The 23,667-nt window shown below is 72.2% G+C and carries 17 protein-coding genes and 1 riboswitch; of the genes, 9 read left to right on the top strand and 8 right to left on the bottom strand.

Features of this window, described 5'->3' with window-relative positions; genetic code table 11:
* Window positions 1–121: 121 nt before the first annotated feature.
* From ABTX81_RS26705 to glgX, 3 genes are all read right to left on the bottom strand, one after another.
* Window positions 122–1,990 carry an ABC transporter ATP-binding protein gene (locus ABTX81_RS26705; RefSeq protein WP_350550250.1) on the bottom strand — a complete coding sequence of 623 codons (1,869 nt, stop codon included), beginning with the start codon at window positions 1,988–1,990 and terminating at the stop codon, window positions 122–124.
* Window positions 1,987–3,843: an ABC transporter ATP-binding protein gene (locus ABTX81_RS26700; protein WP_502892867.1), complete on the bottom strand. Its 1,857-nt coding sequence runs from the start codon at window positions 3,841–3,843 to the stop codon at window positions 1,987–1,989. The genes ABTX81_RS26705 and ABTX81_RS26700 overlap by 4 nt, the downstream gene beginning before the upstream one ends.
* A gap of 84 nt (window positions 3,844–3,927) precedes the next feature.
* Window positions 3,928–6,138, bottom strand: coding sequence for a glycogen debranching protein GlgX (glgX, locus tag ABTX81_RS26695; RefSeq protein WP_350550246.1), 2,211 nt, complete (start codon window positions 6,136–6,138; stop codon window positions 3,928–3,930).
* A 246-nt stretch (window positions 6,139–6,384) separates the two neighbouring features.
* Between glgX and ABTX81_RS26690 the strand changes: the two genes are divergently transcribed.
* The 5 genes from ABTX81_RS26690 to ABTX81_RS26670 all read left to right on the top strand — a co-directional run bounded on the left by ABTX81_RS26690 (window position 6,385) and on the right by ABTX81_RS26670 (window position 12,254).
* A complete protein-coding gene (locus tag ABTX81_RS26690) occupies window positions 6,385–7,755 on the top strand; it encodes a L,D-transpeptidase (RefSeq protein WP_350550243.1) in 1,371 nt (456 codons plus the stop codon).
* 177 nt (window positions 7,756–7,932) lie between these two features.
* Entirely contained in the window at window positions 7,933–9,216 is a 1,284-nt protein-coding gene (locus ABTX81_RS26685) for a L,D-transpeptidase (protein WP_350550240.1), read from the top strand.
* 176 nt (window positions 9,217–9,392) lie between these two features.
* Window positions 9,393–10,667, top strand: coding sequence for a L,D-transpeptidase (locus tag ABTX81_RS26680; protein ID WP_350550237.1), 1,275 nt, complete (start codon window positions 9,393–9,395; stop codon window positions 10,665–10,667).
* 120 nt (window positions 10,668–10,787) lie between these two features.
* Window positions 10,788–11,345 (top strand): ATP-binding protein, encoded by a 558-nt coding sequence (locus ABTX81_RS26675; RefSeq protein WP_502892866.1) that lies wholly within the window; start codon window positions 10,788–10,790, stop codon window positions 11,343–11,345.
* Window positions 11,346–11,792: 447 nt separating this feature from the next.
* Window positions 11,793–12,254 (top strand): VOC family protein, encoded by a 462-nt coding sequence (locus ABTX81_RS26670; RefSeq protein WP_350550232.1) that lies wholly within the window; start codon window positions 11,793–11,795, stop codon window positions 12,252–12,254.
* Window positions 12,255–12,262: 8 nt separating this feature from the next.
* On the opposite strand, the gene ABTX81_RS26665 is transcribed toward ABTX81_RS26670, so the two are convergent.
* The 5 genes from ABTX81_RS26665 to gcvT form a co-directional block, all read right to left on the bottom strand.
* Window positions 12,263–12,841 carry a CAP family protein gene (locus ABTX81_RS26665; protein ID WP_350550229.1) on the bottom strand — a complete coding sequence of 193 codons (579 nt, stop codon included), beginning with the start codon at window positions 12,839–12,841 and terminating at the stop codon, window positions 12,263–12,265.
* Window positions 12,842–13,186: 345 nt separating this feature from the next.
* Complete coding sequence (locus ABTX81_RS26660; RefSeq protein WP_350550226.1) at window positions 13,187–14,554, bottom strand: L-serine ammonia-lyase; 1,368 nt, start codon at window positions 14,552–14,554, stop codon at window positions 13,187–13,189.
* A gap of 188 nt (window positions 14,555–14,742) precedes the next feature.
* On the bottom strand, window positions 14,743–16,011 hold the full coding sequence (gene glyA / locus ABTX81_RS26655) for a serine hydroxymethyltransferase (protein WP_350550224.1): 1,269 nt from the start codon (window positions 16,009–16,011) through the stop codon (window positions 14,743–14,745).
* A 79-nt stretch (window positions 16,012–16,090) separates the two neighbouring features.
* Entirely contained in the window at window positions 16,091–16,474 is a 384-nt protein-coding gene (gene gcvH, locus ABTX81_RS26650) for a glycine cleavage system protein GcvH (RefSeq protein WP_350550222.1), read from the bottom strand.
* An 86-nt stretch (window positions 16,475–16,560) separates the two neighbouring features.
* Window positions 16,561–17,682: a glycine cleavage system aminomethyltransferase GcvT gene (gene gcvT / locus ABTX81_RS26645; protein ID WP_350550220.1), complete on the bottom strand. Its 1,122-nt coding sequence runs from the start codon at window positions 17,680–17,682 to the stop codon at window positions 16,561–16,563.
* Window positions 17,683–17,900: 218 nt separating this feature from the next.
* A riboswitch (glycine riboswitch) is annotated at window positions 17,901–18,007 on the bottom strand.
* A 403-nt stretch (window positions 18,008–18,410) separates the two neighbouring features.
* On the opposite strand from gcvT, the gene ABTX81_RS26640 reads away from it, so the two are divergent.
* The 4 genes from ABTX81_RS26640 to ABTX81_RS26625 all read left to right on the top strand — a co-directional run bounded on the left by ABTX81_RS26640 (window position 18,411) and on the right by ABTX81_RS26625 (window position 23,588).
* Window positions 18,411–19,208 carry an enhanced serine sensitivity protein SseB gene (locus ABTX81_RS26640; protein ID WP_350550217.1) on the top strand — a complete coding sequence of 266 codons (798 nt, stop codon included), beginning with the start codon at window positions 18,411–18,413 and terminating at the stop codon, window positions 19,206–19,208.
* Window positions 19,209–19,337: 129 nt separating this feature from the next.
* Entirely contained in the window at window positions 19,338–20,285 is a 948-nt protein-coding gene (locus ABTX81_RS26635; protein ID WP_502892865.1) for an enhanced serine sensitivity protein SseB, read from the top strand.
* A gap of 475 nt (window positions 20,286–20,760) precedes the next feature.
* On the top strand, window positions 20,761–21,750 hold the full coding sequence (locus ABTX81_RS26630) for an ABC transporter permease (RefSeq protein WP_350550214.1): 990 nt from the start codon (window positions 20,761–20,763) through the stop codon (window positions 21,748–21,750).
* A gap of 56 nt (window positions 21,751–21,806) precedes the next feature.
* Window positions 21,807–23,588, top strand: coding sequence for an ABC transporter substrate-binding protein (locus ABTX81_RS26625; RefSeq protein WP_350550211.1), 1,782 nt, complete (start codon window positions 21,807–21,809; stop codon window positions 23,586–23,588).
* Window positions 23,589–23,667: the final 79 nt, after the last annotated feature.

Genomic DNA, 23,667 nt, shown 5'->3' with positions numbered 1-23,667 from the left:
CCGATCCCCTTCGTGAGCCTGAGTCGGTGAGCCCTCGAAAACGACCATAGGCCCTTTCGGTAATGGACGAAAGGGCCATGGGTCTCTTACCTGTCGGGTGTCGGGGTGCCGGGATCGCGGGTCAGACCAGGCTGTCCTGCCAGGCCCGGTGCAACCGGGCGAAGCGGCCGGCGCGCTCGATCAGCTCGCCCGGGGTGCCGTCCTCGACGATCTCGCCCTGGTCCATCACCAGCACCCGGTCCGCGATCTCCACGGTGGAGAGGCGGTGGGCGATGATCACGGCCGTCCGGCCGGCCAGCACCGTGCGCATCGCCTGCTGCACCGCCTGCTCGCCGGGCACGTCCAGCGAGCTGGTGGCCTCGTCCAGGATCAGCACCGCCGGGTCGGCCAGCAGCGCGCGGGCGAAGGCGACCAGCTGCCGCTGGCCGGCCGAGATCCGCCCGCCGCGCTTGCGCACGTCGGTGTCGTAGCCGTCCGGCAGCGCGGCGATGAAGTCGTGCGCGCCGATCGCCCGGGCGGCCTCCTCGATCTCGGCGCGGTCGGCGCCCGGACGGCCGATGGCGATGTTCTCGGCGACCGTGCCGGAGAACAGGAAGGACTCCTGGGTCACCATCACCACCCCGCGCCGCAGCTCCGGGCCGGTCAGGTCGCGCAGGTCCACCCCGTCCAGGGTGATCCGGCCCTCGGTCGGGTCGTAGAACCGGGCGAGCAGCTTGGCCACCGTCGACTTCCCGGCCCCGGTCGCGCCGACCACGGCGACGGTCTGCCCGGCCGGCAGCAGCAGGTCGAACGGCGGCAGCACCTCCTTGCCGGTCCGGTAGGCGAACCGGGTCTTCTCGAAGTGCACCTCCCGGCCCTTGATCGCCGAGGCCGGCAGCTCCTTGGGCCGCGCCGGCTCGGCCACGGTGGGCTCGTGGGCGAGCAGGCCGGAGATCTTCTCCAGCGCGGCGGCGGCCGACTGGTAGCTGTTCAGGAACATCGCCAGCTGGTCGATCGGCTCGAACAACCGGTGCAGGTAGAGCACGAAGGCGGTCAGCACGCCCAGCTCGGTCGAGCCGTCGGTGACCAGGTAGGCGCCGAGCACCACCACGCCGGTGGTCCAGATGTTGGCCGTCATCCGGGAGAGGCCCCCGTACCGGGCGACCTCCAGCAGGCTGTCCGCGGTGGCGGCGGCCGACTGCCGGTTCACCACGCCGAACGCGGCGTCGTTGGTGCGCTCGCGGCGGAACGCCTTCACCGGGCGGATGCCGTTCATGGTCTCGGTGAAGCGGACGATCAGCGAGGCCGCCGCGGTGCGCGAGCGCCGGTAGACCACGCGCGAGCGCTGCCGGAACGACTGGGTGATCAGCCACAGCGGCAGGAAGGCGAGCAGCGCGGCCAGGCCGAGCTGCCAGTCCAGCACCAGCAGGATCACCGAGATGGAGCAGACCGACAGGGTGACCGTCAGCAGCTCCTGGAGTCCTTCGGAGAGCAGTTCGCGCAGCGCCTCCACGTCGCTGGTGGCGCGCGAGATGATCCGGCCCGAGGTGTAGCGCTCGTGGAAGTCCAGGCTGAGCCGCTGGGCGTGCCGGAAGATCCGGCCGCGCAGGTCCATCAGGACGTCCTGGTTGATCCGGGCGCTGATCCTGATGAACGTCCACTGGAACAGCGTGCCGAGCAGCGCGCAGCCCAGGTAGCCGGCGATCACCGCGATCAGCGGGCCGGCGTCGTGGTCGCGCAGTGCCGGGATGCCGCGGTCCATCGCGAGGGCGACCAGCAGCGGTCCGGACTGCAGGGCGGCCTGCTGGAGCAGGATCACCGCCATCGCGGCGGCGATCCGGCCCCGGAGCGGGCCGAGCAGCGAGCGCAGCAGGGCGCCGGGCGCTCCGGGCGGGACGGGGATGTCCTCCTCGTCGGCCGGCGGGGGCGGCAGCTGGTCCTCGGGCGGACCGGCCGGTCCCGCGCCGAGGTCCTCCGTCCGGGTGTCGACGGGCTCGCAGGCGGTGGTCATCGGGCGGTGCTCCTCTCGGGGGCGAGGGCGGCCTCGCCCGACATGAGTGCGCGGTAGCGCGCCGAGCTCTGCAGCAGTTCCTGGTGGGTGCCGACCGTCTCGATCCGGCCGTCGGCGAGGACCGCGACCCGGTCGGCGAGCAGCACGGTGCTCGGGCGGTGGGCGACCACCAGGGCGGTGGTGGAGGCGAGGACCTCGCGCAGGGCGCGTTCGACCAGCGCTTCGGTGTGCACGTCCAGCGCGGAGAGCGGGTCGTCGAGCACCAGGAAGGCCGGGTCGCCGACCACGGCGCGGGCCAGCGCGAGCCGCTGGCGCTGGCCGCCGGACAGGCCCAGGCCCTGCTCGCCGACCTCGGTGTCGACGCCCTCGGACAGCTGGTCGACGAACCCGGCCTGGGCGGTGGCGAGGGCGGCGCGCAGCTGGTCGTCGCCCGCGCCGGGGGCGCCCATCAGCACGTTCTCCCGGATGGTGGTGGAGAACAGGATGGGGTCCTCGAAGGCGACCGCGACCAGTTCGCGCAGGTGTGTGCGGTCCAGCTCGCGGATGTCCCGGCCGTCCAGGGTGATGGTGCCGGCGGTGATCTCGTAGAGGCGGGGCAGCAGGGCGGTCAGCGTGGTCTTGCCGCTGCCGGTGGCGCCGACCAGGGCCATCGTCTCGCCGCTGCGGATGTGCAGGTCCACGCCGCGGAGCAGGTCGGGGGTGCCCGCGGGGGCGTCGGGGTAGCGGAAGCGGACGCCGGTGAGCCGGATGCCGTCGGGGGTGGTGGCGGTCTTCACGGCGGCGGTCGTGGTCGTGCGGACGGCTTCGGCCGGTTCGGCGTCGGGCTCGTCCAGCACCTCGAAGAAGCGGTCGGTCGCGGTGGCGGCCTCGTTGGAGTAGGCCATCAGCCAGCCGAGCGACTCGATCGGCCAGCGCACGGTGAGGGCGGTGGAGAGGAAGGCGACCAGGGCGCCGGCGCTCAGCTCGTCGTGCGCGACCAGGTAGGCGCCGACGGCGAGGGCGCAGCCGAGGGCGAGTTCGGGCAGGCCGATGACGATCGACCAGAGGTTGGCGAGCATGCCGGCCTTCTCCAGCTCGGTCCGGCGGAGCACGGCGGACTGCTGGTGGAACCGCTCCGCCATCGAGCGGTGGCGGCCGAAGGCCTTGAGGATCCGGATGCCGAGGACGGACTCCTCGACGAGGGTGGCGAGGTCGCCGTTCCGGTCCTGCGTCAGGCGGGTGGCCCGGGAGTAGCGGGACTCGAAGCGGCGGGTGAGCAGGAACAGCGGGACGGCCGGGCCGAGGGTGATGAGGGCGAGCCGCCAGTCCTGGGTGAACATCAGCGCGATGCCGGCCAGGAAGGTCAGCGTGTTGACGACGAGGAAGATCAGCGGGAACGACAGGAACGTCCGCATGACGTACAGGTCGGACATCGCGCGTGAGAGCAACTGGCCGGAGCCCCAACGGTCGTGGAAGGAGACCGGCAGTCGCTGCAGCTTGCCGAAGAGTTCGCCGCGCAGGGTCGTCTCGACGTCGGCCAGCGGCCTGGCGACCACGACCCGGCGGAGGTGGAAGAAGGCGGCCTCGGAGAGGCCGAGCAGGAGCAGGAGGGCCGCGAGGGGCCAGAGGGCTTCGAGGTCGTGCTCGGCGATCGGGCCGTCGACGATCCGGCCGAGGACGATCGGGACGAGCAGGGTGCTGAGGGAGGCGAGCAGCGCGGCGGTCACCGAGACGACCAGGCGCGTGCGGACCGGACGGACGTAGGGCCACAGCCGAAGGAGCGATCGCACTGTCGAACGGCGGGGCGCGGGAGGCGCGGTGCCGGGCACTGCGACGGAATCGGTGGCGGTGTCAAGGACTGGGTTCTTGGCCATCGCGGCGAGAATAGGCCGGATACTCCCTATTGCTCAGCCAGGTATCGAACGAACCGTCGATTACCGGCCAAGTGTTCGGCCGGATCAGGGCGTTGCCCGGAAAAGGCGCAGCGTGCGCCCGGTGAGCAGCACCGTGTCGTTCGGGAGGTGTAGACCGGTGGGCCCGGTGCCGTCCTCGGCGGAGGTGTCGACGACCGTCTCGTAGCGGGTGCTCTCGGCCGTCCAGGGGGCACCGGGCAGAATGAACGGAAGGGGGTGCGCACCCGCGTTGAGGAGCAGCAGGAAGCTGTCGTCGAGCAACGGACGACCCTGGGCGTCGCGTTCGGACATCGCGGTTCCCGACAGGAGCATGCCCAGTGACGCGGACGGCGCAAACCAGTCGGTCTCGGTCATGTCCCGGCCAAGCGGGGTGAACCAGAGCAGATCGGGCCGGCCGCCCGGTGTGGCGGCGCGGCCGGAGAAGAACGACCGCCGCCGCAGCACCGGATGACGGCGGCGGAGCCGGACCAGGGCGGCGGTGAACGCGTGCAGGCCGCGCCAGGCCGGGTCGTCCAGCAGCGACCAGTCCAGCCAGCTCACCTCGTTGTCCTGGCAGTAGGCGTTGTTGTTGCCGCCCTGGGTGCGGCCGAACTCGTCCCCGGCGGTGAGCATCGGGACGCCGGCGGAGAGCAGCAGGGTGGCGGTGAGGTTGCGCAGCTGGCGGCGGCGCAGGGCGGTGACGGCGGGGTCGGTGCTCTCGCCCTCGGCGCCGTGGTTCCAGGAGCGGTTGTCGTCGGTGCCGTCCCGGTTGGCCTCGCCGTTGGCCTCGTTGTGCTTGCGGTCGTAGGAGACCAGGTCGCGCAGGGTGAAGCCGTCGTGGGCGGTCACGTAGTTGACGGAGGCGTACGGGCGGCGGCCGGCGTGCTGGTAGAGGTCGGAGGAGCCGGAGAGGCGGTAGCCGAGCTCCCGGACGTCCGGGCGGGCGCCGCGCCAGAAGTCGCGCACGGTGTCGCGGTAGCGGTCGTTCCACTCGGCCCACGGGGGCGGGAAGCCGCCCACCCGGTAGCCGCCCGGGCCGACGTCCCACGGCTCGGCGATCAGCTTCACCCGGCTGAGCAGCGGGTCCTGGGCGATGGCGGCGAGCAGCGGGTGGTCCATGACGACCTCGTTGCCCGCGCCGCCGCGGGCGAGGGCGGCGGCGAGGTCGAAGCGGAAGCCGTCCACGCCCATCTCGTGCACCCAGTACCGCAGCGAGTCGGTGACCAGCCGGATCACCTGGGGGCGGCGGGTGTCCAGGGTGTTGCCGCAGCCGGTGTAGTCGGCGTAGCCGCGCGGGCGGTTGGGCGGCAGGCGGTAGTGGCCGGCGTTGTCGATGCCGCGCAGGGACAGCGAGGGGCCCAGCTCGGCGCCCTCGGCGGTGTGGTTGTAGACGACGTCGAGGATCACCTCGATGCCGGCGGCGTGCAGCGCGCGGACCATCCGCTTGAACTCGCCGACCTGGCCGCCGCGCGAGCCGGAGGCCGAGTAGCCGGCGTGCGGGGCGAAGTAGCCGACGGTGTTGTAGCCCCAGTAGTTGACCAGGCCGCGGGCCTGGAGGTGGTCCTCGCTGACGTGGTGGTGGACGGGCAGCAGTTCGACCGCGGTGACGCCGAGCCCGGTGAGGTGGGCGAGGGCGGCGGGGTGGGCGAGGCCGGCGTAGGTGCCGCGCAGGGCGGGCGGCACGTCGGGGTGGCGCAGGGTGAAGCCGCGGACGTGCAGCTCGTAGAGGACGGTCTCGGCCCAGGGCGTCTTCGGGCGGTGGTCGTCGGACCAGTCGTCGTCGTCCCGGACGACGACGGACCGGGGTACGTACGGGGCCGAGTCGCGGTTGTCCCGGACGGTGTCGGCGACGTCCGCCTCGGGCCAGCCGCGGACGGCGGCGCAGACGGCGTCGTGGGAGGTGTAGGCGCCGTCGACGGCCCGGGCGTAGGGGTCGAGCAGCAGCTTGGCGGGGTTCCACCGGGCGCCGGTCCACGGGTCCCAGCGGCCGTGCACGCGGTAGCCGTAGCGGGTGCCGGGCAGGACGCCGGGGACGAAGCCGTGCCAGGTCTGGGCGTCCTGCTCGGTGAGGCGCAGCCGGCTCTCGCGGCCGTCCTCGTCGAAGAGGCAGAGGTCGACGGCCTCGGCGCCGGCGGCCCAGAGCGCGAAGTTGGTGCCGGGGCGGCCGTCCGGGCCGGGGTGGAAGCGGGCGCCGAGCGGCTGCCGGCTGCCCGGCCACGGCACCGCGCCGCCGGGCTGCGCGCGTACGGCGGTCGCCGACTCCTGCCCTGACGCCATGGCGGTGCCCTCCCTGGCGGGGTGTCCCGGACCCCGTGCGGTCTCTCATTCCCTGTTCGCGCCGGACGGAAGCGGCTGAACACCGTCTTACCGGCAGATGGCGCCCGGGCGCACTCCCTCGGGGCCGGCCCCGTCCCGCTCCGCGTGGGGGAGGAGGAGCGTCCACCGGGGCCCGGGGCGGCGGCGTGTCCTGGGGGGAGCGGCCTCGTTGTGGGGGTATCGGACGGTGAGGGTGGGAGGCCCCGGATGTGGGTACGGCGGCTGGCGGCGCTGGGCTGCTGCCTGGCGGTGCTGGCCGGGTGCGCCGGCGGGGGCGGGGCGCCGGCGGGCGCGAGCGGGGACGCCGCCGGGGCGAGCGGCCCGGCCGCCCCGCCGCCCGCGTCCCGGGCGACGATCACCGCGCTGCCCGCCGACGACACCCAGAACCTCCCGCCCGAGGGCCCGGTCCGGGTGACGGTCGCCCAGGGCCGGCTGGTCTCCGTCCGGCTCGCCGACACCCGGGGCGGCGAGGTCCCCGGCTCGCTCGCCGCGGACGGCGCGGGCTGGACCCCGGACGGGCCGCTGCCGCTGGCCACCGCGTTCACCCTGGACGCCGTCGCCGAGGACGACCAGGGCCTGCGGGCGGCCCAGCACACCGAGTTCTCGACGATGGCCCCCTTGCACACCTTCGCCGCCTTCTTCACCCCCGAGGACGGCTCCACGGTCGGCGTCGGCATGCCGGTCTCGCTGCGGTTCAGCCGCCCGATCACCGACCGGGCCGCGGTGGAGCGCGCGATCGCGGTGACCGCCGACCCGCCGGTGGAGGTGGCCGCGCACTGGTTCGGCGGCCAGCGCCTGGACTTCCGCCCCCGGCAGTACTGGGCGGCGGGCACCAGGGTCACGGTGGCGCTGCGGCTCAAGGACGTGCAGGGCGCGCCGGGCGAGTTCGGCACCCAGCACAAGGACGTCCGGTTCACCGTCGGCCGGGCCCAGGTGTCCACCGTCGACCTCGACGCCCGCACCCTCACCGTCCGCGCCGGCCAGGGCGGCAAGGTGCTGCGCGCCCTCCAGGTGTCCGCCGGGGACGCCAAGCACCCGACGTACCGGGGCGTGCTCGTGGTGTCCGAGAAGTACAAGGTCACCCGGATGAACTCGCAGACCGTCGGGATGGGCGACGAGTACGACATCAAGGACGTGCCGCACGCGATGCGGCTGACCACCTCGGGCACCTTCGTGCACGGCAACTACTGGGCCGACCCGTCGGTGTTCGGCACCGCCAACACCAGCCACGGCTGCATCGGCCTGGCGGACGCCAAGGGCGGGGCGAGCGGCGAGACCCCGGCGGGCTGGCTGTTCGAGCACACGATCCCGGGGGACGTGTTCGAGGTGCGGGCCTCCACGGGGGACGTGGTGCCGGCGAACAACGGGCTGAACGGGTGGAACCTGTCCTGGGCGCAGTGGGAGGCCGGAAGCGCCCTCCGGGGCGGCGCGAGCCCCTCCGCCGCCCCGGCCGCCGGAGCGGTGGTGAGCCAGGCTCCCGCGCCCTCTCCGGCCCCCTCTCCGGCCCCCTCTCCGGCCCCCTCTCCGGCCCCGTTCCCGAGCCCGTCCGCGAGTCCGTCCCCGACGGCCGCCCCCTGACGACCATGTGCGGATGATCTTCACCGGCGTTCACCGGCAGCCTCCCCAGGATTCACCCGTTCGGCCCAGCTATCCTGCTTGCCGCGCCGAAGCCCGGCGCGAATGATCGCCGGTCCGGTGCAACCCGTCCGGGCGAACAGTGCGTCCATCAGGATGAACACCGGGAGGGGAGAAACCGTGAAGCCGGTTAGGGCGGCCGACGCCGCGATACGTACCACCGTCACCCGCCGCCGCGTGCGTCAGAGCGCGGTGGCGTTGGCGATGGGCGGGGTGCTGCTGCTCACCGCGGCCTGTGGCGGCGGCGACGACAAGAAGGACACCGGGGGCGGCGAGGCGGCCGCCACCGCCGGGGCCAACGGCACGGGGGACGCCGGCAACGGCGCCACGCCGGCCCCGAGCGCGACCACGCCGAAGACCTCGGCCGCCGTGCTCAACGTCGAGCCGAAGGACGGCGCCCAGGACGTCGCCCCGGACGGCGCGCTCAAGGTCGGCGTGACCAACGGCAAGCTCACCGCGGTCGAGGTGACCGACAAGGAGGGCAAGCCGGTCGCGGGCGCCATCAGCGCCGACGGCAGCGGCTGGAAGCCCGACGCCGCGCTGGCCGTCGGCATGGCGTACAAGGTGAACGCCCAGGCCACCGACACCGAGGGCCTGGTGGCCGCGTCCACCACCACGTTCACCACGCTGACGCCCGCGAAGAAGGTCTCCACCAACGACAACATCGCCGACAACGCCACCTACGGCGTCGGCATGATCGTCTCGGTGAAGTTCAGCAAGGCGGTCAAGAACAAGGACGCCGTCCTCCAGGGCATCACCTTCGAGACCAGCAACGGCACGACGGTGAAGGGCCACTGGTTCGGCTCGGACCGCCTGGACTTCCGCCCCGAGAAGTACTGGGAGCCCGGCACCAAGGTCACCATCAAGTACCGGCTGAAGAACGTCGAGGTCTCCCCGGGCATCTACGGCGACATCGACAAGGACGAGCCGTTCACCATCGGCCGCTCCCAGGTCTCGGTGGCCGACTCCGCCAGCCACCAGATGACGGTGACCAGGTCGGGCGCGAGCCACACCGTGCCGGTGACCCTCGGCGACGAGAAGAACCCCTCCTGGAACGGGACCATGGTGGTCATGTCCAAGGAGAAGGTCACCCGGATGAACTCGCAGACCGTCAACCTCGGCGAGGAGTACGACATCCCGGACGTGCCGCACGCGATGCGGCTGACCAACTCGGGCACCTTCGTGCACGGCAACTACTGGGCCAACCCGTTCGGCAAGACCAACGCCAGCCACGGCTGCATCTCGATGCAGGACGTGAAGGGCGGCAGCGACAGCTCGGTGGCGGGCAAGTTCTTCAACGACTCGATGATCGGCGACGTCGTCATCGTCAAGAACTCCAAGGAGAAGACCGTCGCCCCCGAGAACGGCCTGAGCGGCTGGAACCTCGGCTGGGCGAACTGGTAGACCCTACCCGCCGGTAGGCCCTCGCGGCCCCGGCGCGGCGACGACCGGCCCGATCCTCACTCGTTGGGGTCGGGCCGGTCGCGTTCTCCGCGCGGTCAGTGCTCCGAACAGCGCAACCTTTCCCGGGGGCGGTGCGTGTAACTGTCGGACACCGGAGACGAGGGAGGGAGTCGACGATGAGGTCGATACGCACGGTGGTGGCCGCCGGTCTGGTCGGGGGAGCGCTGCTGCTGACCAGCGCCTGCGGCGGTGGCGGCGGAGGGAGCGGGAGCGCCGCCAAGGCGGAGCTGGGCGCGGGCGGGGCCGCGGGGGCCTCGTCGGCGCCGTCCGCCCCGGGCACGGCCCCGGCGGCGCCGGGGGCGCCCGCTCCGGGTGCCACGAGCGCCGCGCCCGAGGTCTCGCAGGCCGTGGTGGACATCCAGCCGAAGTCCGGCACGGTGGACGTCGCCCCGGACGGCGCGCTCAAGGTCGCGGTCTCCGGGGGCAGGCTGACGACCGTCAAGGTGAGCGACAAGGCCGGCCGGGAGGTGGCCGGCACGATGGCCGCCGACGGTTCGAGCTGGACCCCGTCCGGCCCGCTGGCGGTCGGCACCGCCTATCAGGTGAGCGCGCTGGCGGCGGACGCCGGCGGCGTGGTCGCCTCGGCGGACAGCAGCTTCACCACGCTGACGCCCGAGCGCGAGGCGAAGGCGAGCGACAACATCGAGGACGGCGCCACCTACGGCGTCGGCATGATCGTCTCGGTCTCCTTCGACAAGGACGTGAAGAACAAGGAGGCGGTGGCGAAGGGCGTCACCTTCCGGACCAGCGACGGCACCGTGGTGAAGGGCCACTGGTTCGGCAACCGCCGGCTGGACTTCCGTCCCGAGAAGTACTGGACCCCGGGCACGCAGGTCACCGTCCAGTACCGGCTGAAGAGCGTGGAGATCGCGCCGGGCGTCTACGGGGGAGTCGACCGGGACGAGCCCTTCACTATCGGGCGATCCCAGATCTCGACGGTTGACGCCAGGACCCACCGGATGACGGTGGACCAGGACGGCCAGAGCTCGGTCGTGGAGATCACCTCCGGCTCGCCCGAGTACCCGACCTGGAACGGCACCATGGTCGTCATGTCCAAGGAGGGCGTGGTGCGGATGCGTTCCAGCACCCTGCCCGGGATGACCGGCGCCCCCTACGACCTCCAGGCCCCGCATTCCATGCGGCTCACCGACTCCGGCACCTATGTGCACGGCAACTACTGGGCCGACCCCCTGCCCTTCGGCAAGACCAACGTCAGCCACGGCTGCGTGGGCCTGAGGGACGTCGAGGGCGGCGGTCCGGGCACCTCGGCGGGCAAGTTCTACGACGGTTCGCTGATCGGGGACATCGTCACCGTGCAGAACTCCGACCGCGGCCGGGTCGCGCCGGACAACGGCCTCGGCGGCTGGAACCTCGACTGGAGCGCCTGGTAGCCGCCGGCCCGTCGCACGGCCCGGACCTGCCCGAACGCGGGTTCGGGTTGCATGCGGCATATGCCGAAACACCCAGTGATCGTTTGCTCATTGTCCGTACGCGGCCGCTTGCGTTCCGCAATGATGGTCCGCATGGCGGGTTGGGGCGAAACAGATCAGTCATCACTTCCGGGATCCAGCTTGGTCGCTGACGCGTCGTGGGCGCCGTTCCAGGACGCCCTCGTGGCACTGGAGCGGCTCAGCTCCGACGAGCTGGAGCAGTTGTACGTCGGGAGACTGTGCGACCGGGACGCGCCGCGGGAGGTGCGGTTGCCGTCCCGGCCCGCGACCGGCCCGCTGGCGCGCCGGCTGGTGCTCGCGGCCCTGGAGACCTGGGACCTGCACCAGCACCTGGAGGTCGGCGAGTTACTCACCAGCGAGCTCGTCGCCAACGCGGTGCGGCATGCCGCCGGTCGGACGATCGGACTGCACGTGGTGCGCAAGCCGGGCTGGGTCCGGGTGGAGGTGCGGGACTCCTCACGGGCGCTGCCGTGCATGGTCCTGGCGGACCCGTTGCCGGTCAACGAGCGCGGGCGCGGGCTCCAGGTGGTCGACGACCTGGCGGACCGCTGGGGCGCCGACCTGCTGCCGCGCGGCAAGGGCGTCTGGTTCGAGCTGAAGGTCCGCGAGCGGGTCTGAGCCGGGCCCGGGCCCCGTCCGGGGAAAACACGCGGGGCCCCCGGTATCACCGTGGTCCGGTGGCTGGGGGCCCCTGCAAGTCATCGCGCCGGCCAAGGGGGTGCGTGCCGCGCGATGGACGTCGGCCGTGCCAGGTCGGGCCGGCCGAAGTTTCTCCGTCGCCCACGGCGAGGCGCGCCAGTCGGTGGCGCCCGCCGTCGGACGCTTCGACTATCGCATGGATCTCAGCATGTGGGCAAACCAGGTGGCTTGGATTTCAAGGTTTGTAACCTAGTTCACCTTGGGAATTTGCATAGGTTCACGCCACAGCCTGAGATTATTCATGATCGGAACGATCTGTGACCGTCCGGAGCGCCGTCGCTTGACCTGAAGTCCGCTTCAATTCCTACCGTGATCCCCAGACCGCCGGTGAGTCGGCCGGCGGCGTCCACGGAGGGGGATCCCACCATGACCGGCACCGACGGCGTCGTTCCCGGGCGTTACCGGTACGCGGCCGTTCCGCACATCATGGTCGACGACGCCGGTGCGGCGATCGACTTCTACGTACGGGCGTTCGGGGCCCGGGAGGACATCCGGATCGACGGGCCCGGGGGCGGGGTGCTGCACGCGGAGGTCAGCATCGGGCGGTCCGTGCTGATGCTGGGGGACGCCGGGGACGGCGCGCCGTTCACCGCCCCGGCCGTGCTCGGGGGGACGAGCGTCGCCCTGCACGTCTACGTGCCGGACGTGGACGCCCTCGTCGAGCGGGCCGCGGCCGCCGGCGCGGAGGTGCTGCAGCCGCCGACGGACATGTTCCACGGCGACCGCACCGCCGTCCTCAAGGACCCCTCGGGCCATGTGTGGATCTTCCTGACCCACCTGGAGGACCTCACGCCGGACGAACTCCTGCGCCGGGTGTCCGCCGGCTGACCCGCCGGTCAGGTGCGCGGGGGGAGGACGTTCTGGGGGAACTGGCCGAGGACGTTGCCCGCCGGCCCGTAGTCGCAGACGATGTACGTCTCGTACCAGGTGCCGCCGCGGCCGAAGGCGCGGGCGCAGCCGAGGCGGGTGGAGGACTTCCAGACCACCTGGGTGAACAGGCCGGTGGAGGCGGAGTAGTCGGGCCGGTCGTAGTCGTAGTCCCTGTGCTGCGCGTACCAGGCGTCCACGGCCTGGCGGCAGCCGGCCCGGACCGCGGAGCCGTTCCCGAACCAGGACTGGTTCTCGCCGTACGCGGGGTCGAGGCCGTCGTGGCCGCCGGAGAGGCCCTCGGAGGTCGAGAGCCGGGCGACCCGGGCCCTGGCGTGCTCCTGGACGGCGGGGTCCGGGGTCAGCGCCGGGACGCCGTGACGGGCGCGGTACTCGTTGTGGGCGCGCAGGCAGTCGTCGGCGAAGGCCGCGTCGGTGGCGTCCGGCAACGCGGCGCGGGCCGCCGCCGGCCCGGCACCGGCCACGCCGACGGCGGTGGCCAGCAGCAGGGCGGTGAGGGCGCGGAGGCCGGTTCGGGTGTTCTTCATCCGTGCTCCGGGGGCTGGTGGGGGTGTCGGTCCGGCCACGATGGCAGGCGCCGGAACCCCGGACGGGCCGGATGCGGAATGGTTCACTCCTGCGAGTGAGCGCGCGGTCGGCGGGTCGACGCGCGGCTGATGGCCCGGGTCCGTCGACAGGGCCGCCCGCGCGGCGCCCACGACCTGATCACCGCGGCCACGGCGCCGGCGACCGCTCGGACGGTGGTGACCACCGACGCCTCGGCGGCCTTCGCCGACCTGCCGGCGTGCGGGCGATCGTTCTGGCCGGCTGGGCCCTGAAACGCCCGCGCCCCCGCCGGGAGGGCGGGGGCGCGGGCGTCGGCGGGGGCGGTGTCAGCACTCGATGACGTTGACGGCGAGGCCGCCGCGCGAGGTCTCCTTGTACTTGATCTTCATGTCGGCGCCGGTCTCCTTCATGGTCTTGATCGCCTTGTCGAGGGAGACGTGGTGGCGGCCGTCGCCGCGCAGGGCCATCCGGGCGGCCGTGACGGCCTTGACGGAGGCCATGCCGTTGCGCTCGATGCAGGGGATCTGGACCAGGCCGCCGACCGGGTCGCAGGTGAGGCCGAGGTTGTGCTCGATGCCGATCTCGGCGGCGTTCTCGACCTGCTCGGGGGAGCCGCCGAGGACCTCGGCGAGGCCGCCGGCGGCCATCGAGCAGGCGGAGCCGACCTCGCCCTGGCAGCCGACCTCGGCGCCGGAGATGGAGGCGTTCTCCTTGAAGAGCATGCCGATCGCGCCGGCCGCCAGGAGGAAGCGGACGATGCCGTCCTCGTCGGCGCCCGGGATGAAGTTCAGGTAGTAGTGCAGGACGGCGGGGATGATGCCGGCCGCGCCGTTGGTCGGGGCGGTGACCACCCGGCGGCCGGAGGCGTTCTCCTCGTTGACCGCCATCGCGTAGAGGGTCACCCACTCCATCGCGTTGGCCGGGCCGATGCCCTCGGCGCGCAGCGCGCGGGCGGCTGCGGCGGCGCGGCGGCGCACCTTGAGGCCGCCCGGGAGGATGCCCTCGCGGGACATGCCGGCCCGGACGCACTCCTGCATCACCCGCCAGATCTCCAGCAGTCCGGCGCGGATCTCCTCCTCGCTGCGCCAGGCCTTCTCGTTCTCCAGCATCAGGCCGGAGATGGACAGGCCGGTCTCCCGGGTGAGCCGCAGCAGCTCCTCGCCGGTGCGGAAGGGGTACTTCAGCACGGTGTCGTCGGGCTTGACCCGGTCCGCGCCGATGGCGTCCTCGTCGACGACGAAGCCGCCGCCGACCGAGTAGTAGGTCTTCTCCAGCACGGTGGAGCCGTCGGCCCGGAAGGCCCACAGGGTCATGCCGTTGGCGTGGTACGGCAGCGAGCGGCGCCGGTGCAGCACCAGCTGGCTGTCCGGGTCGAAGTCGATGGCGTGGACGCCGAGCAGGTTGATCCGCTTCTCGGCGGTGATCCGCTCGACGTCGCGGTCGGCCTGGTCGACGTCGACGGTGCGCGGGGAGGCGTTCTCCAGGCCCAGCAGCACCGCCTTGGGGGTGCCGTGGCCGTGGCCGGTGGCACCCAGCGAGCCGTACAGCTCGGCGCGGACGGCCGTCACCTCGGTCAGCAGGCCCTCCGACTTCAGGCGGCGGGCGAACATCCGGGCGGCGCGCATCGGGCCGACGGTGTGGGAACTCGACGGACCGATGCCGATGGAGAAGAGGTCGAAGACGCTGATGGCCACGGAGTGACGTCCTTGTCTGGTCTCGTGGGTGGTGCCGGCAGGGAGGGGAGGACGGCGGTGGCTGGACGGGTCGGTCGGGCGGCGACACGGGACGGGGCACCGCGCGCACTCTCCAGTGTGCGCGGTGCCCCGGAATCCCCGGTGTCCGGGCGGCGTGAGCCCGGTCACCGGAGGCCGAACGACAGGACTTACAGGTTCGGGTAGAGCGGGTACTTCTCGGCCAGGGCGGTGACCCGGGCCTTGAGCGCCTCGGCGGTGCCCTCGTCGAAGGCCGGCTTCAGGGCCTCGGCGATGATGTCGGCGACCTCGCGGAAGTCCTCGGCCTGGAAGCCGCGGGTGGCGAGCGCCGGGGTGCCGATCCGCAGGCCGGAGGTGACCATCGGCGGGCGCGGGTCGTTCGGGATGGCGTTGCGGTTGACCGTGATGCCGACCTCGTGCAGGCGGTCCTCGGCCTGCTGGCCGTCGAGCTCGCTGTTGCGCAGGTCGACCAGGACCAGGTGGACGTCGGTGCCGCCGGACAGCACGGAGACGCCGGCCTCGGTGACGTCGTCCTGGAGCAGGCGCTCGGCGAGGATCCGGGCGCCGTCCAGGGTGCGCTGCTGGCGCTCCTTGAAGTCCTCCGAGGCGGCGACCTTGAAGGCGACGGCCTTGCCGGCGATGACGTGCTCCAGCGGGCCGCCCTGCTGGCCGGGGAAGACCGCGGAGTTGATCTTCTTGGCGTGCTCGGCCTTGGAGAGGATGACGCCGCCGCGCGGGCCGCCCAGGGTCTTGTGGGTGGTGGTGGTGACCACGTCCGCGAACGGCACCGGGTTGGGGTGCAGGCCCGCGGCGACCAGGCCGGCGAAGTGGGCCATGTCGACCATCAGCAGCGCGCCGACCTCGTCGGCGATCCGGCGGAACTCGGCGAAGTCGAGCTGGCGCGGGTAGGCGGACCAGCCGGCGATGATCAGCTGCGGCTGGTGCTCCTTGGCGAGGCGCTCGACCTCCTCCATGTCGACCTGGCCGCTCTTGTCGTTCACGTGGTACGGCACCACGTTGTAGAGCTTGCCGGAGAAGTTGATCTTCATGCCGTGGGTCAGGTGACCGCCGTGGGCCAGGTTCAGGCCCAGGATGGTGTCGCCCGGCTTGATCAGCGCGAACATCGCGGCGGCGTTGGCCTGCGCGCCGGAGTGCGGCTGGACGTTGGCGTGCTCGGCGCCGAACAGGGCCTTGATCCGGTCGATCGCGATCTGCTCGACCACGTCGACGTGCTCGCAGCCGCCGTAGTAGCGGCGGCCGGGGTAGCCCTCGGCGTACTTGTTGGTCAGCACCGAGCCCTGGGCCTCCATGACCGCCACCGGGGCGAAGTTCTCGGAGGCGATCATCTCCAGGGTGGTCTGCTGGCGGTGCAGCTCGGCGTCGACCGCGGCGGCGATCTCCGGGTCGAGGGCGTGCAGGGACTGGTTCAGAACCGTCATGGTGGGGTCTTCCCGGGAGGAGAGGGGGAGGCTTGGCCAGGGGGCGGCCGCGGGTGCGGCGGCCGCCCCCGGCGGTGGCTCAGGCCGAGGGGTTGGTGAGCGCGGTGTACTCGTCGGCGCTCAGGAGCGGACCGGTCGACTCGACGCGGACCTTGAACAGCCAGCCACCCTCGAACGGCTCGCCGTTGACCAGGCTGTTGTCGTTCTTGACGTCCTCGTTGACCTCGGTGACCTCACCGGTCACCGGCGAGAACAGGTCGCTGACCGACTTGGTCGACTCCAGCTCGCCACAGGTCTCACCGGCGGTCACGGTGGCGCCCACCTCGGGGAGCTCCACGTAGACGATGTCACCGAGGGCGTCGGCGGCGTGCTGGGTGATGCCGATCGTGGACACACCGTCGGCGTCGGCGGCGGTCAGCCACTCGTGCTCCGCGGTGTACTGCAGGTGCTGGGGGTTGCTCATGGCGTCATTCTCCAGGATGGGAAGCGGGTACGACGAAGCGGCCCGGCGCGCGGACGTTCCTCGCGGGGAAACAGGTGGGGGACGGGTCAGCGGGCGCGCTTGTAGAACGGCAGCGCCACGACCTGGACCGGCTCGTGCTTGCCGCGCACGTCCACCGCGACGGTGGAGCCGGGGGCGGCGTGGGCGGCGTCCACGTAGGCCATCGCGATCGGCTTCTCCAGGGTGGGGGAGGGCGCGCCGGAGGTGATCCGGCCGATCGGCTCGCCGTCGGCGGAGACCACGGTGTACTCGGCGCGCGGCACCCGCTTGCCCTCGGAGACCAGGCCGACCAGCACCCGCGGCGGGTTGGCCTCGGCCTCGGCGGCGGCCCGCTCCAGGGCCTTGCGGCCGACGAAGGCGCCCTCGTTGGTGGTCTTGTCGAAGCGGACCACCCGGCCGAGGCCCGCGTCGAACGGGGTCAGGTCGGTGGACAGCTCGTGGCCGTACAGCGGCATGCCGGCCTCCAGGCGCAGCGTGTCGCGGCAGGACAGGCCGCAGGGGATCAGACCGCGGTCGGCGCCGGCCTCGGTCAGCGCCTGCCAGATCTGCTCGGCGTCGCCCGGGTTGCAGAAGATCTCGAAGCCGTCCTCGCCGGTGTAGCCGGTGCGGGCGAGCAGCACGTCGCGGCCGGCCACCTGGGCCGGGAGGATCGCGTAGTACTTCAGGCCGGGCAGGTCGGCCTCGGTGGTGCCGGCCAGGATCGCGGTGGACTCCGGGCCCTGGACGGCGATCAGCGCGTAGGCGTCGCGGTCGTCGGAGACGACGGCGTTGTAGCCCTTGGCACGGGCGATCAGCTCGTCCAGCACCAGCTGGGCGTTGGAGGCGTTGGCGACGACCAGGAAGGCGTCCTCGCGCAGGCGGTAGACGATCAGGTCGTCCAGGATGCCGCCGTCCTCGGCGCAGATCATGGTGTAGCGGGCGCGCAGCTCGCCGAGCGCGGAGACGAAGCCGACCAGGGCGTGGTCCAGCATCTCGCCGGCCTGCGGGCCGGTGATGGTGATCTCGCCCATGTGGGAGAGGTCGAACAGGCCCGCCTTGGTGCGGACGGCGAGGTGCTCCTCGCGCTCGCTGCCGTAGCGCAGCGGCATGTCCCAGCCGGCGAAGTCGGTCATGGTGGCGCCGAGGGCGCGGTGCAGCGCGTCGAGCGCGGTGAGGCGGAGGGACGACATGGCCAGGAACTCCTCGGTCGGGGCACTCAGGGGTGCGCGCGCCGGGACCGGCCCCGTTTCGAGGGCGGCGGACCCTGCACGCGGGCATGCGGCGGCTGGGTCTCCCCATCTGTCGTCGAACCTGAGAGCTTCACCGTCCACTGCCCTGTGAGGACAGCATGGCGGCTTGCACCGTGGGTGGGCGGACGGCAGGGCCGTTCGCCGCTTTCCAGATGTGCCTAACCCGTGCGGTAGGGGTGCCTGAGAGATTCCGGGGAGGACTTGCTCCTTCGGCGCCGGCTGCGCCTCCTGACGGGGGCGCTCCGGACTCTCCCGCGCGGGTTCGAGCGGCCGGTATGGAGTTGACGGGGCCTGGGTGGATGCCACCGCAGACGCGCACATCATGGCACGTCCACGGGAACAAGGGGAGGGGGCCCTCCATCACGCGGGCCTCTTTCTGCGCTCGGCTCGCTCGCCGGGTGCGCTCGGCTCGCCTCCGGGCCGCTCCGACCCGGCGCCGACGCTCCTCGCTCCGGCACTCCCTCCTCCGTCGCTCGCTTGTCGCTCCTCCCTTTCGGCACCGGCGCGGCCCTTCGGCTCGCTCGCCGGGTGCGCTCGGCTCGCCTGCGGGCCGCTCCGACCCGGCGCGGCCCGCAGGCTCGCTCGCCGGGTGCCGCCTCGCCCGTCGGGGGGAGGGGCCGAAACGCTAGGCTGCGGGCATCGGCGAGCAGAGGGCGGTACGGCGGCGCATGGGGTACCCGGTGGAGCAGCAGGGGTGGGGCGGGGCGGAAGCGATGCCGCCGGGCGGCGCGTGGCCGGCCAATGAGCTGGAGCAGGTGCTCACCGCCGCGCTCGGCGACCCGGGCGCCACCCCCCGGGTGATCGAGGTGCTGGCGCGCAGCCAGGTCTGGATCCCGCTGCCGTCGGGCGGCGACCCGCAGGGGCAGTCACTGGACCTGCCGATCATCGAACTGGCCGGCGACCCCTATGTCCCGGTGTTCTCCTCCCAGGAGGTCTTCCTCCAGCAGGCGCCGGGGATGCCGTTCGCGGTCGCCCCGGTGTGGGAGTTCGCCCGCGGCCTGCCGCTGGGCGTGGGGATCGCGGTGAACCCCGAGGCGGCGGTGGGCATCCCGGTGCCGCCGGAGGGCGTGGCCGAACTGCGCCGCGGGCCGCGCGAGGACCGCTGGGACGCCGCCCCGGACGCGCCGGAGGGCGGCGGCCGGGTGGCGCTGCGCGAGCCGGTGCCGGGGGAGGACCCGGAGGCGTTCCTGGCCGCCTGCCGCGGCGAACTCGCGGCGCTGCCGGGGGTGCTGACCGCGCGGCGGGCGCTGGCGAGCGTCGAGGGCGAGCCGACCGTGATGTTCGTGGGCGTCCAGCTGGACCCGGGGGCCCCGGCCGACCCGGCCGCGGTGAACGAGGCATTGGGGCGAGCGCTGGGAACCGCGCCGCTGCCCGGCGGCGTCCACCTCGTACTGCTCGACCTCGCGGACGATCCGGTGGTCGACTGGTTGGTGAACCGGGTCGCGCCGTTCTACGTGCGGGGCTGATCCGGCGGCGGTACGAACCCTGGCACGTCGGCGTGGCGGCGGTCGGCGGCCGCCCCATAGGGTGCGTGCTGACGGCCGCCGGGCCGCCGGTGACGGACGAGGAACGAAGAAGCGCAGCGAGGTGGGCGCATGAGTGCGGGATCGGTAGCTGGCGGTGCACCGGGGCCCTGGGGCCAGGCGCCCACCGGACGCCCGGATCCGGGCGCGCTGGAACGCGCGCTGCGCGAGGTGGCGCCGGAGCGCTACGAGGCCTACGAGACGATGCTGCACGCGCTCGCCGAGGGCCGGGTCTGGATGCTGCTCTGGCACGGCACGCCGGGCAGTCCGGACGCCCAGTACGGGAACATGGAGATCAGCGGTCACGGCTACGCGCCGGCCGTCACCTCGCCCGAGCAGCTGGCGGCGTCCGGCTGGGCGCGGGCGCACGAGGTGATCACCGGCCGGGAGATCGCGGCCTCGCTGTACCGGACCCGGTGGGGCCTGTGGCTGAACCCGCACGCCCCGGGCGGCGGGGTGGGCGTGCCGTGGGCGGACCTGCGGCGGGTCGCGGCGGGCCTGGACCGCCTGCCGGCCGGGCCGCTGAAGCTGAGCGAGCCGCAGGTGCCGGCGCAGCAGTTCTTCGCGCTGCTGGAGCGGCAGGCGGCCGAGGTGCGCGCGGTGAAGGCGCTGCGCCGGGCCTGGGTGCGCCCGTCGGTGGGCGAGCCGTACCTGGCCATCGGTCTGGACCTGTACGAGAGTTCGCCGCCCACGGTGGAGGCCGTGCGGGCGCTGATGCAGCGGGCGATCGCGGTCGCGCCGGAGGGCCTCGCGGTCTCGACGGTGGCGATGGCGGACGAGTACGACCCGGTGGCGCTGTGGATGCGGGCCAACGCGCGCCCGTTCTACGACCGGGAGGCGGCCGGGCACGGCCGGCCGCAGACGGGCCCGTACCCGCCGGTGCCCCCGCCGCCGTACGCCTCGCAGCAGGGCCCGGCCCAGGGTCAGGGCTTCGGCTACGGCACGCATCCGCCGGCACCGGGCTGGCCCGGGCAGCAGCCGCCGCCCCAGCAGCCGTGGCCCGGCTACCCCGGTCGCTGACCGGACGAACGCGCCAAACGCCGACCACCGGAACCGGCTTGACACCTTGTCAGGCCGGTTTCGGCGTTTTTCCGGACGATCTCGCCGAAGTGGGTGGCAGACATCTTGACATGGCTGTTACAGCTGTGTGAAGAGGGATATGCCGAAGATCGTGGAGGTGCATGCGGACAGATCACAGTTGGGCATCTGTCGGTTGTCAGGGCTGGCGTAAGCCAGTTCGGATGGCAGAGAGTTCTGCAACAGCCCACCGCGCGTGGTTGGCGCCTCACAAAGGCGGACGCGCTGACGGGCCGCATCATCCACGTGACGCCCATCCCGCGTGGCAGCAGTACTGAGCACGTCGTACCGCTGGGAACACCCCCGTACCTGCACTTCCGCATGTCCGCACCCAAGCACGTCCGCACCAGCCGAGCCGCCGATCCCGGCGTCCGGCACCCGTGGGCCGGCCACCGTCGGCGAGGGGACCGAACTGACCATGACCGCACCCATCAAGACCGCCGGCAACGCACCGGGGGCAGACGCCGCCGCGAGCCCGGCCAAGAAGATCGAGGGCCGCTCGCTCGGCCAGATCGCCTGGACCCGCTTCAAACGGGACAAGGCCGCCGTCGCCGGCGGCATCGTGGTGATCCTGCTGATCCTGCTCGCCGTGCTGGCCAAGCCGATCGAGTCGGTCTTCGGCCTGGACCCCGACGCCCTCCACCAGGACCTGCTGGACGCCGACCTCGGCGGACTGCCGATGGGCGACTGGGGCGGCATGAGCTGGGACCACCCGCTCGGCGTCGACCCGCTGCAGGGCCGCGACCTGCTCACCCGGGTCATCGAGGGCTCCTGGGTCTCCCTGCTGGTCGCCTTCGGCGCGACCGTGCTGTCCAACACCATCGGCACCGTGCTCGGCATCATGGCCGGCTACTACGGCGGCTGGGTGGACACCCTGATCAGCCGGGTGATGGACGTCTTCCTCGCCTTCCCGCTGCTGCTCTTCGCCATCGCGATCTCGACCTCGCTGCAGGGCGGCGCGTTCGGCCTGCACGGCCTCCCGCTGCACATCATGGTGCTGATCTTCGTGATCGGCTTCTTCAACTGGCCCTACATCGGCCGGATCGTGCGCGGACAGACCCTCTCCCTGCGCGAGCGCGAGTTCGTCTACGCGGCCCGCAGCCTGGGCGCCCGGGGGCCGTTCATCCTGTTCAAGGAACTGCTGCCCAACCTGGTCGGTCCGATCCTGGTCTACTCGACCCTGCTGATCCCGACCAACATCCTCTTCGAGGCCGGGCTGAGCTTCCTCGGCGTCGGCATCCAGCCTCCGCAGGCCTCCTGGGGCGGCATGCTCCAGGACGCGATCCGGTACTACCAGGTGGACCCCCAGTACATGGTGGTCCCCGGTCTGGCGATCTTCCTCACCGTGCTCGCCTTCAACCTGCTCGGCGACGGGCTGCGTGACGCCCTCGATCCCAAGAGCAACTGACCAAGCGTCAGGATCCCTCGTTCGGCCACCACTTCCTCAAGGGGTTGATCTCACCCATGCGTAGGTCCCGTACCGTCGCGCTGACCGCCCTCGCCGCCTCCGCGGTGCTGGTCGTCACCGGCTGCTCGTCGAGCTCGAAGAGCGACGACGCCAAGTCCACCGCCACCGGCGGCACCGAGGCCGGCGGCGGCTCCGGGGCCAACGCGGCCACCAAGAACATCGTCAACGCCTCGGACAAGAAGGGCGGGACGGTCACCTTCGAGATGAAGGGTGCCCCGGACTCGCTCGACCCGGGCAACACGTACTACGCGTACATCTACAACTTCTCGCGCCTGTACGGCCGTCCGCTCACCACCTTCCAGCCGGGCGCCGGCGAGGCGGGCAACAAGCTGGTCCCGGACCTCGCCGAGTCGCTCGGCCAGGTCAGCGCGGACGGCCTGACCTGGACGTACAAGCTGCGCAAGGGCCTGAAGTACGACGACGGCACCCCGATCACCTCGAAGGACGTCAAGTACGCCGTCGAGCGCTCCAACTTCGCGCCGGACGTCAACTCCAACGGCCCGACGTACTTCAAGGAGCTGCTGGTCGACAACCCGGACGCGCCGTACGCGGGTCCGTACAAGGACAAGACCGGCGACCTGAAGTCGATCGAGACGCCCGACGACCTCACCATCGTCTTCCACCTGAAGCACGCCTTCGCCGACTTCGACTACCTGGTCAGCGCCCCGCAGACGGCCCCGGTCCCGCAGGCCAAGGACACCGGCGCCGAGTACGTCAAGAAGATCGCCTCCTCCGGCTCCTTCAAGTTCGAGTCCTACGAGGACGGCAAGCAGGCCGTCCTGGTCCCGAACACCAACTGGGACCCGGCCACCGACCCGATCCGCAAGCAGCTGCCGGACAAGATCGTGCTGCGGATGAACATCGACCAGGCCACCATCGACAAGGACCTGCTGGCCGGCAACGCCCAGGTCGACCTGGTGGGCGGCGGTGTCGACCCGCAGACCCAGGCGCAGATCCTGCAGAACCCGAAGCTGAAGGCCAACACCGACAACGCCTACGGCGGCCGCCTGGTCTACATGGCGATCAACACCGATGTGGCGCCGTTCGACAACATCGAGTGCCGCAAGGCCGTCCAGTACGCGGTCGACAAGGTCTCGGTGCAGACCGCGCTCGGCGGCCCGGTCCGCGGCCAGGTCGCCAACACCGTGCTCCCGCCGGACATCCCGGGCCACCAGGACTTCAACGTCTGGGAGACCAAGGACAACAAGGGTGACGAGGCCAAGGCCAAGGAGGCCCTGAAGGCCTGCGGCAAGGACAGCATCAACACCGTGCTCTCCGCCCGCACCGAGCGCGCCACCGAGGTCGCCGCCGCCACCTCGATCCAGGCCGCGCTGAAGAAGGTCGGCATCAACGCCGAGATCCAGCAGTTCCCGCAGGGCAAGTACCTGGCCGACAGCGCCGGTGCTCCGGCGTTCGCCAAGGAGCACAACATCGGCCTGATGATGATGCAGTGGGGCGCCGACTGGCCGACCGGCTACGGCTTCCTGCAGCAGATCGTCGACGGCCGCGCGATCAAGGCCTCCGGCAACAGCAACCTGGCGTCGCTGAACGACCCCACGATCAACAAGCTGCTCGACGAGGCCGCCACCAACCCGGACCGGGCGGCCCGCGAGAAGATCTACGGCGACATCGACAAGAAGGTCATGGAGCAGGCGGTCTACGTCCCGCTGACCGACTTCAAGGTCTTCCTGTACCGCCCGGAGAACGCCACCAACCTCGTGTCCACGCCGGCCTTCTCGGGTGAGTACGACTACCTGAACATCGGCACCACCAAGTAAGAGCCTGGCTCCGCATCCCTGAAGGCAGGTGAAGGCAGCGGCGCCCGCCGCCGTCCGGAGGACCCCGGACGGCGGCGGG

The organism is Kitasatospora sp. NPDC097605, assembly GCF_040302725.1.
In the GTDB taxonomy this organism is placed as follows: domain Bacteria; phylum Actinomycetota; class Actinomycetes; order Streptomycetales; family Streptomycetaceae; genus Kitasatospora.
Note: the sequence above shows the minus strand (reverse complement) of the source record. Positions and strands in the feature narration are given on the sequence as shown.

Coding starts and splice junctions, on each gene's coding strand:
- ABTX81_RS26665 (WP_350550229.1), bottom strand. CDS start 12,841: ATGAAGAACACCCGAACCGGCCTCCGCGCCCTCACCGCCCTGCTGCTG.
- gcvT (WP_350550220.1), bottom strand. CDS start 17,682: ATGTCGTCCCTCCGCCTCACCGCGCTCGACGCGCTGCACCGCGCCCTC.
- ABTX81_RS26675 (WP_502892866.1), top strand. CDS start 10,788: ATGATGGTCCGCATGGCGGGTTGGGGCGAAACAGATCAGTCATCACTT.
- gcvH (WP_350550222.1), bottom strand. CDS start 16,474: ATGAGCAACCCCCAGCACCTGCAGTACACCGCGGAGCACGAGTGGCTG.
- ABTX81_RS26670 (WP_350550232.1), top strand. CDS start 11,793: ATGACCGGCACCGACGGCGTCGTTCCCGGGCGTTACCGGTACGCGGCC.
- ABTX81_RS26690 (WP_350550243.1), top strand. CDS start 6,385: ATGTGGGTACGGCGGCTGGCGGCGCTGGGCTGCTGCCTGGCGGTGCTG.
- ABTX81_RS26680 (WP_350550237.1), top strand. CDS start 9,393: ATGAGGTCGATACGCACGGTGGTGGCCGCCGGTCTGGTCGGGGGAGCG.
- ABTX81_RS26640 (WP_350550217.1), top strand. CDS start 18,411: ATGGGGTACCCGGTGGAGCAGCAGGGGTGGGGCGGGGCGGAAGCGATG.
- glgX (WP_350550246.1), bottom strand. CDS start 6,138: ATGGCGTCAGGGCAGGAGTCGGCGACCGCCGTACGCGCGCAGCCCGGC.
- ABTX81_RS26705 (WP_350550250.1), bottom strand. CDS start 1,990: ATGACCACCGCCTGCGAGCCCGTCGACACCCGGACGGAGGACCTCGGC.
- glyA (WP_350550224.1), bottom strand. CDS start 16,011: ATGACGGTTCTGAACCAGTCCCTGCACGCCCTCGACCCGGAGATCGCC.
- ABTX81_RS26630 (WP_350550214.1), top strand. CDS start 20,761: ATGACCGCACCCATCAAGACCGCCGGCAACGCACCGGGGGCAGACGCC.
- ABTX81_RS26625 (WP_350550211.1), top strand. CDS start 21,807: ATGCGTAGGTCCCGTACCGTCGCGCTGACCGCCCTCGCCGCCTCCGCG.
- ABTX81_RS26635 (WP_502892865.1), top strand. CDS start 19,338: ATGAGTGCGGGATCGGTAGCTGGCGGTGCACCGGGGCCCTGGGGCCAG.
- ABTX81_RS26700 (WP_502892867.1), bottom strand. CDS start 3,843: ATGGCCAAGAACCCAGTCCTTGACACCGCCACCGATTCCGTCGCAGTG.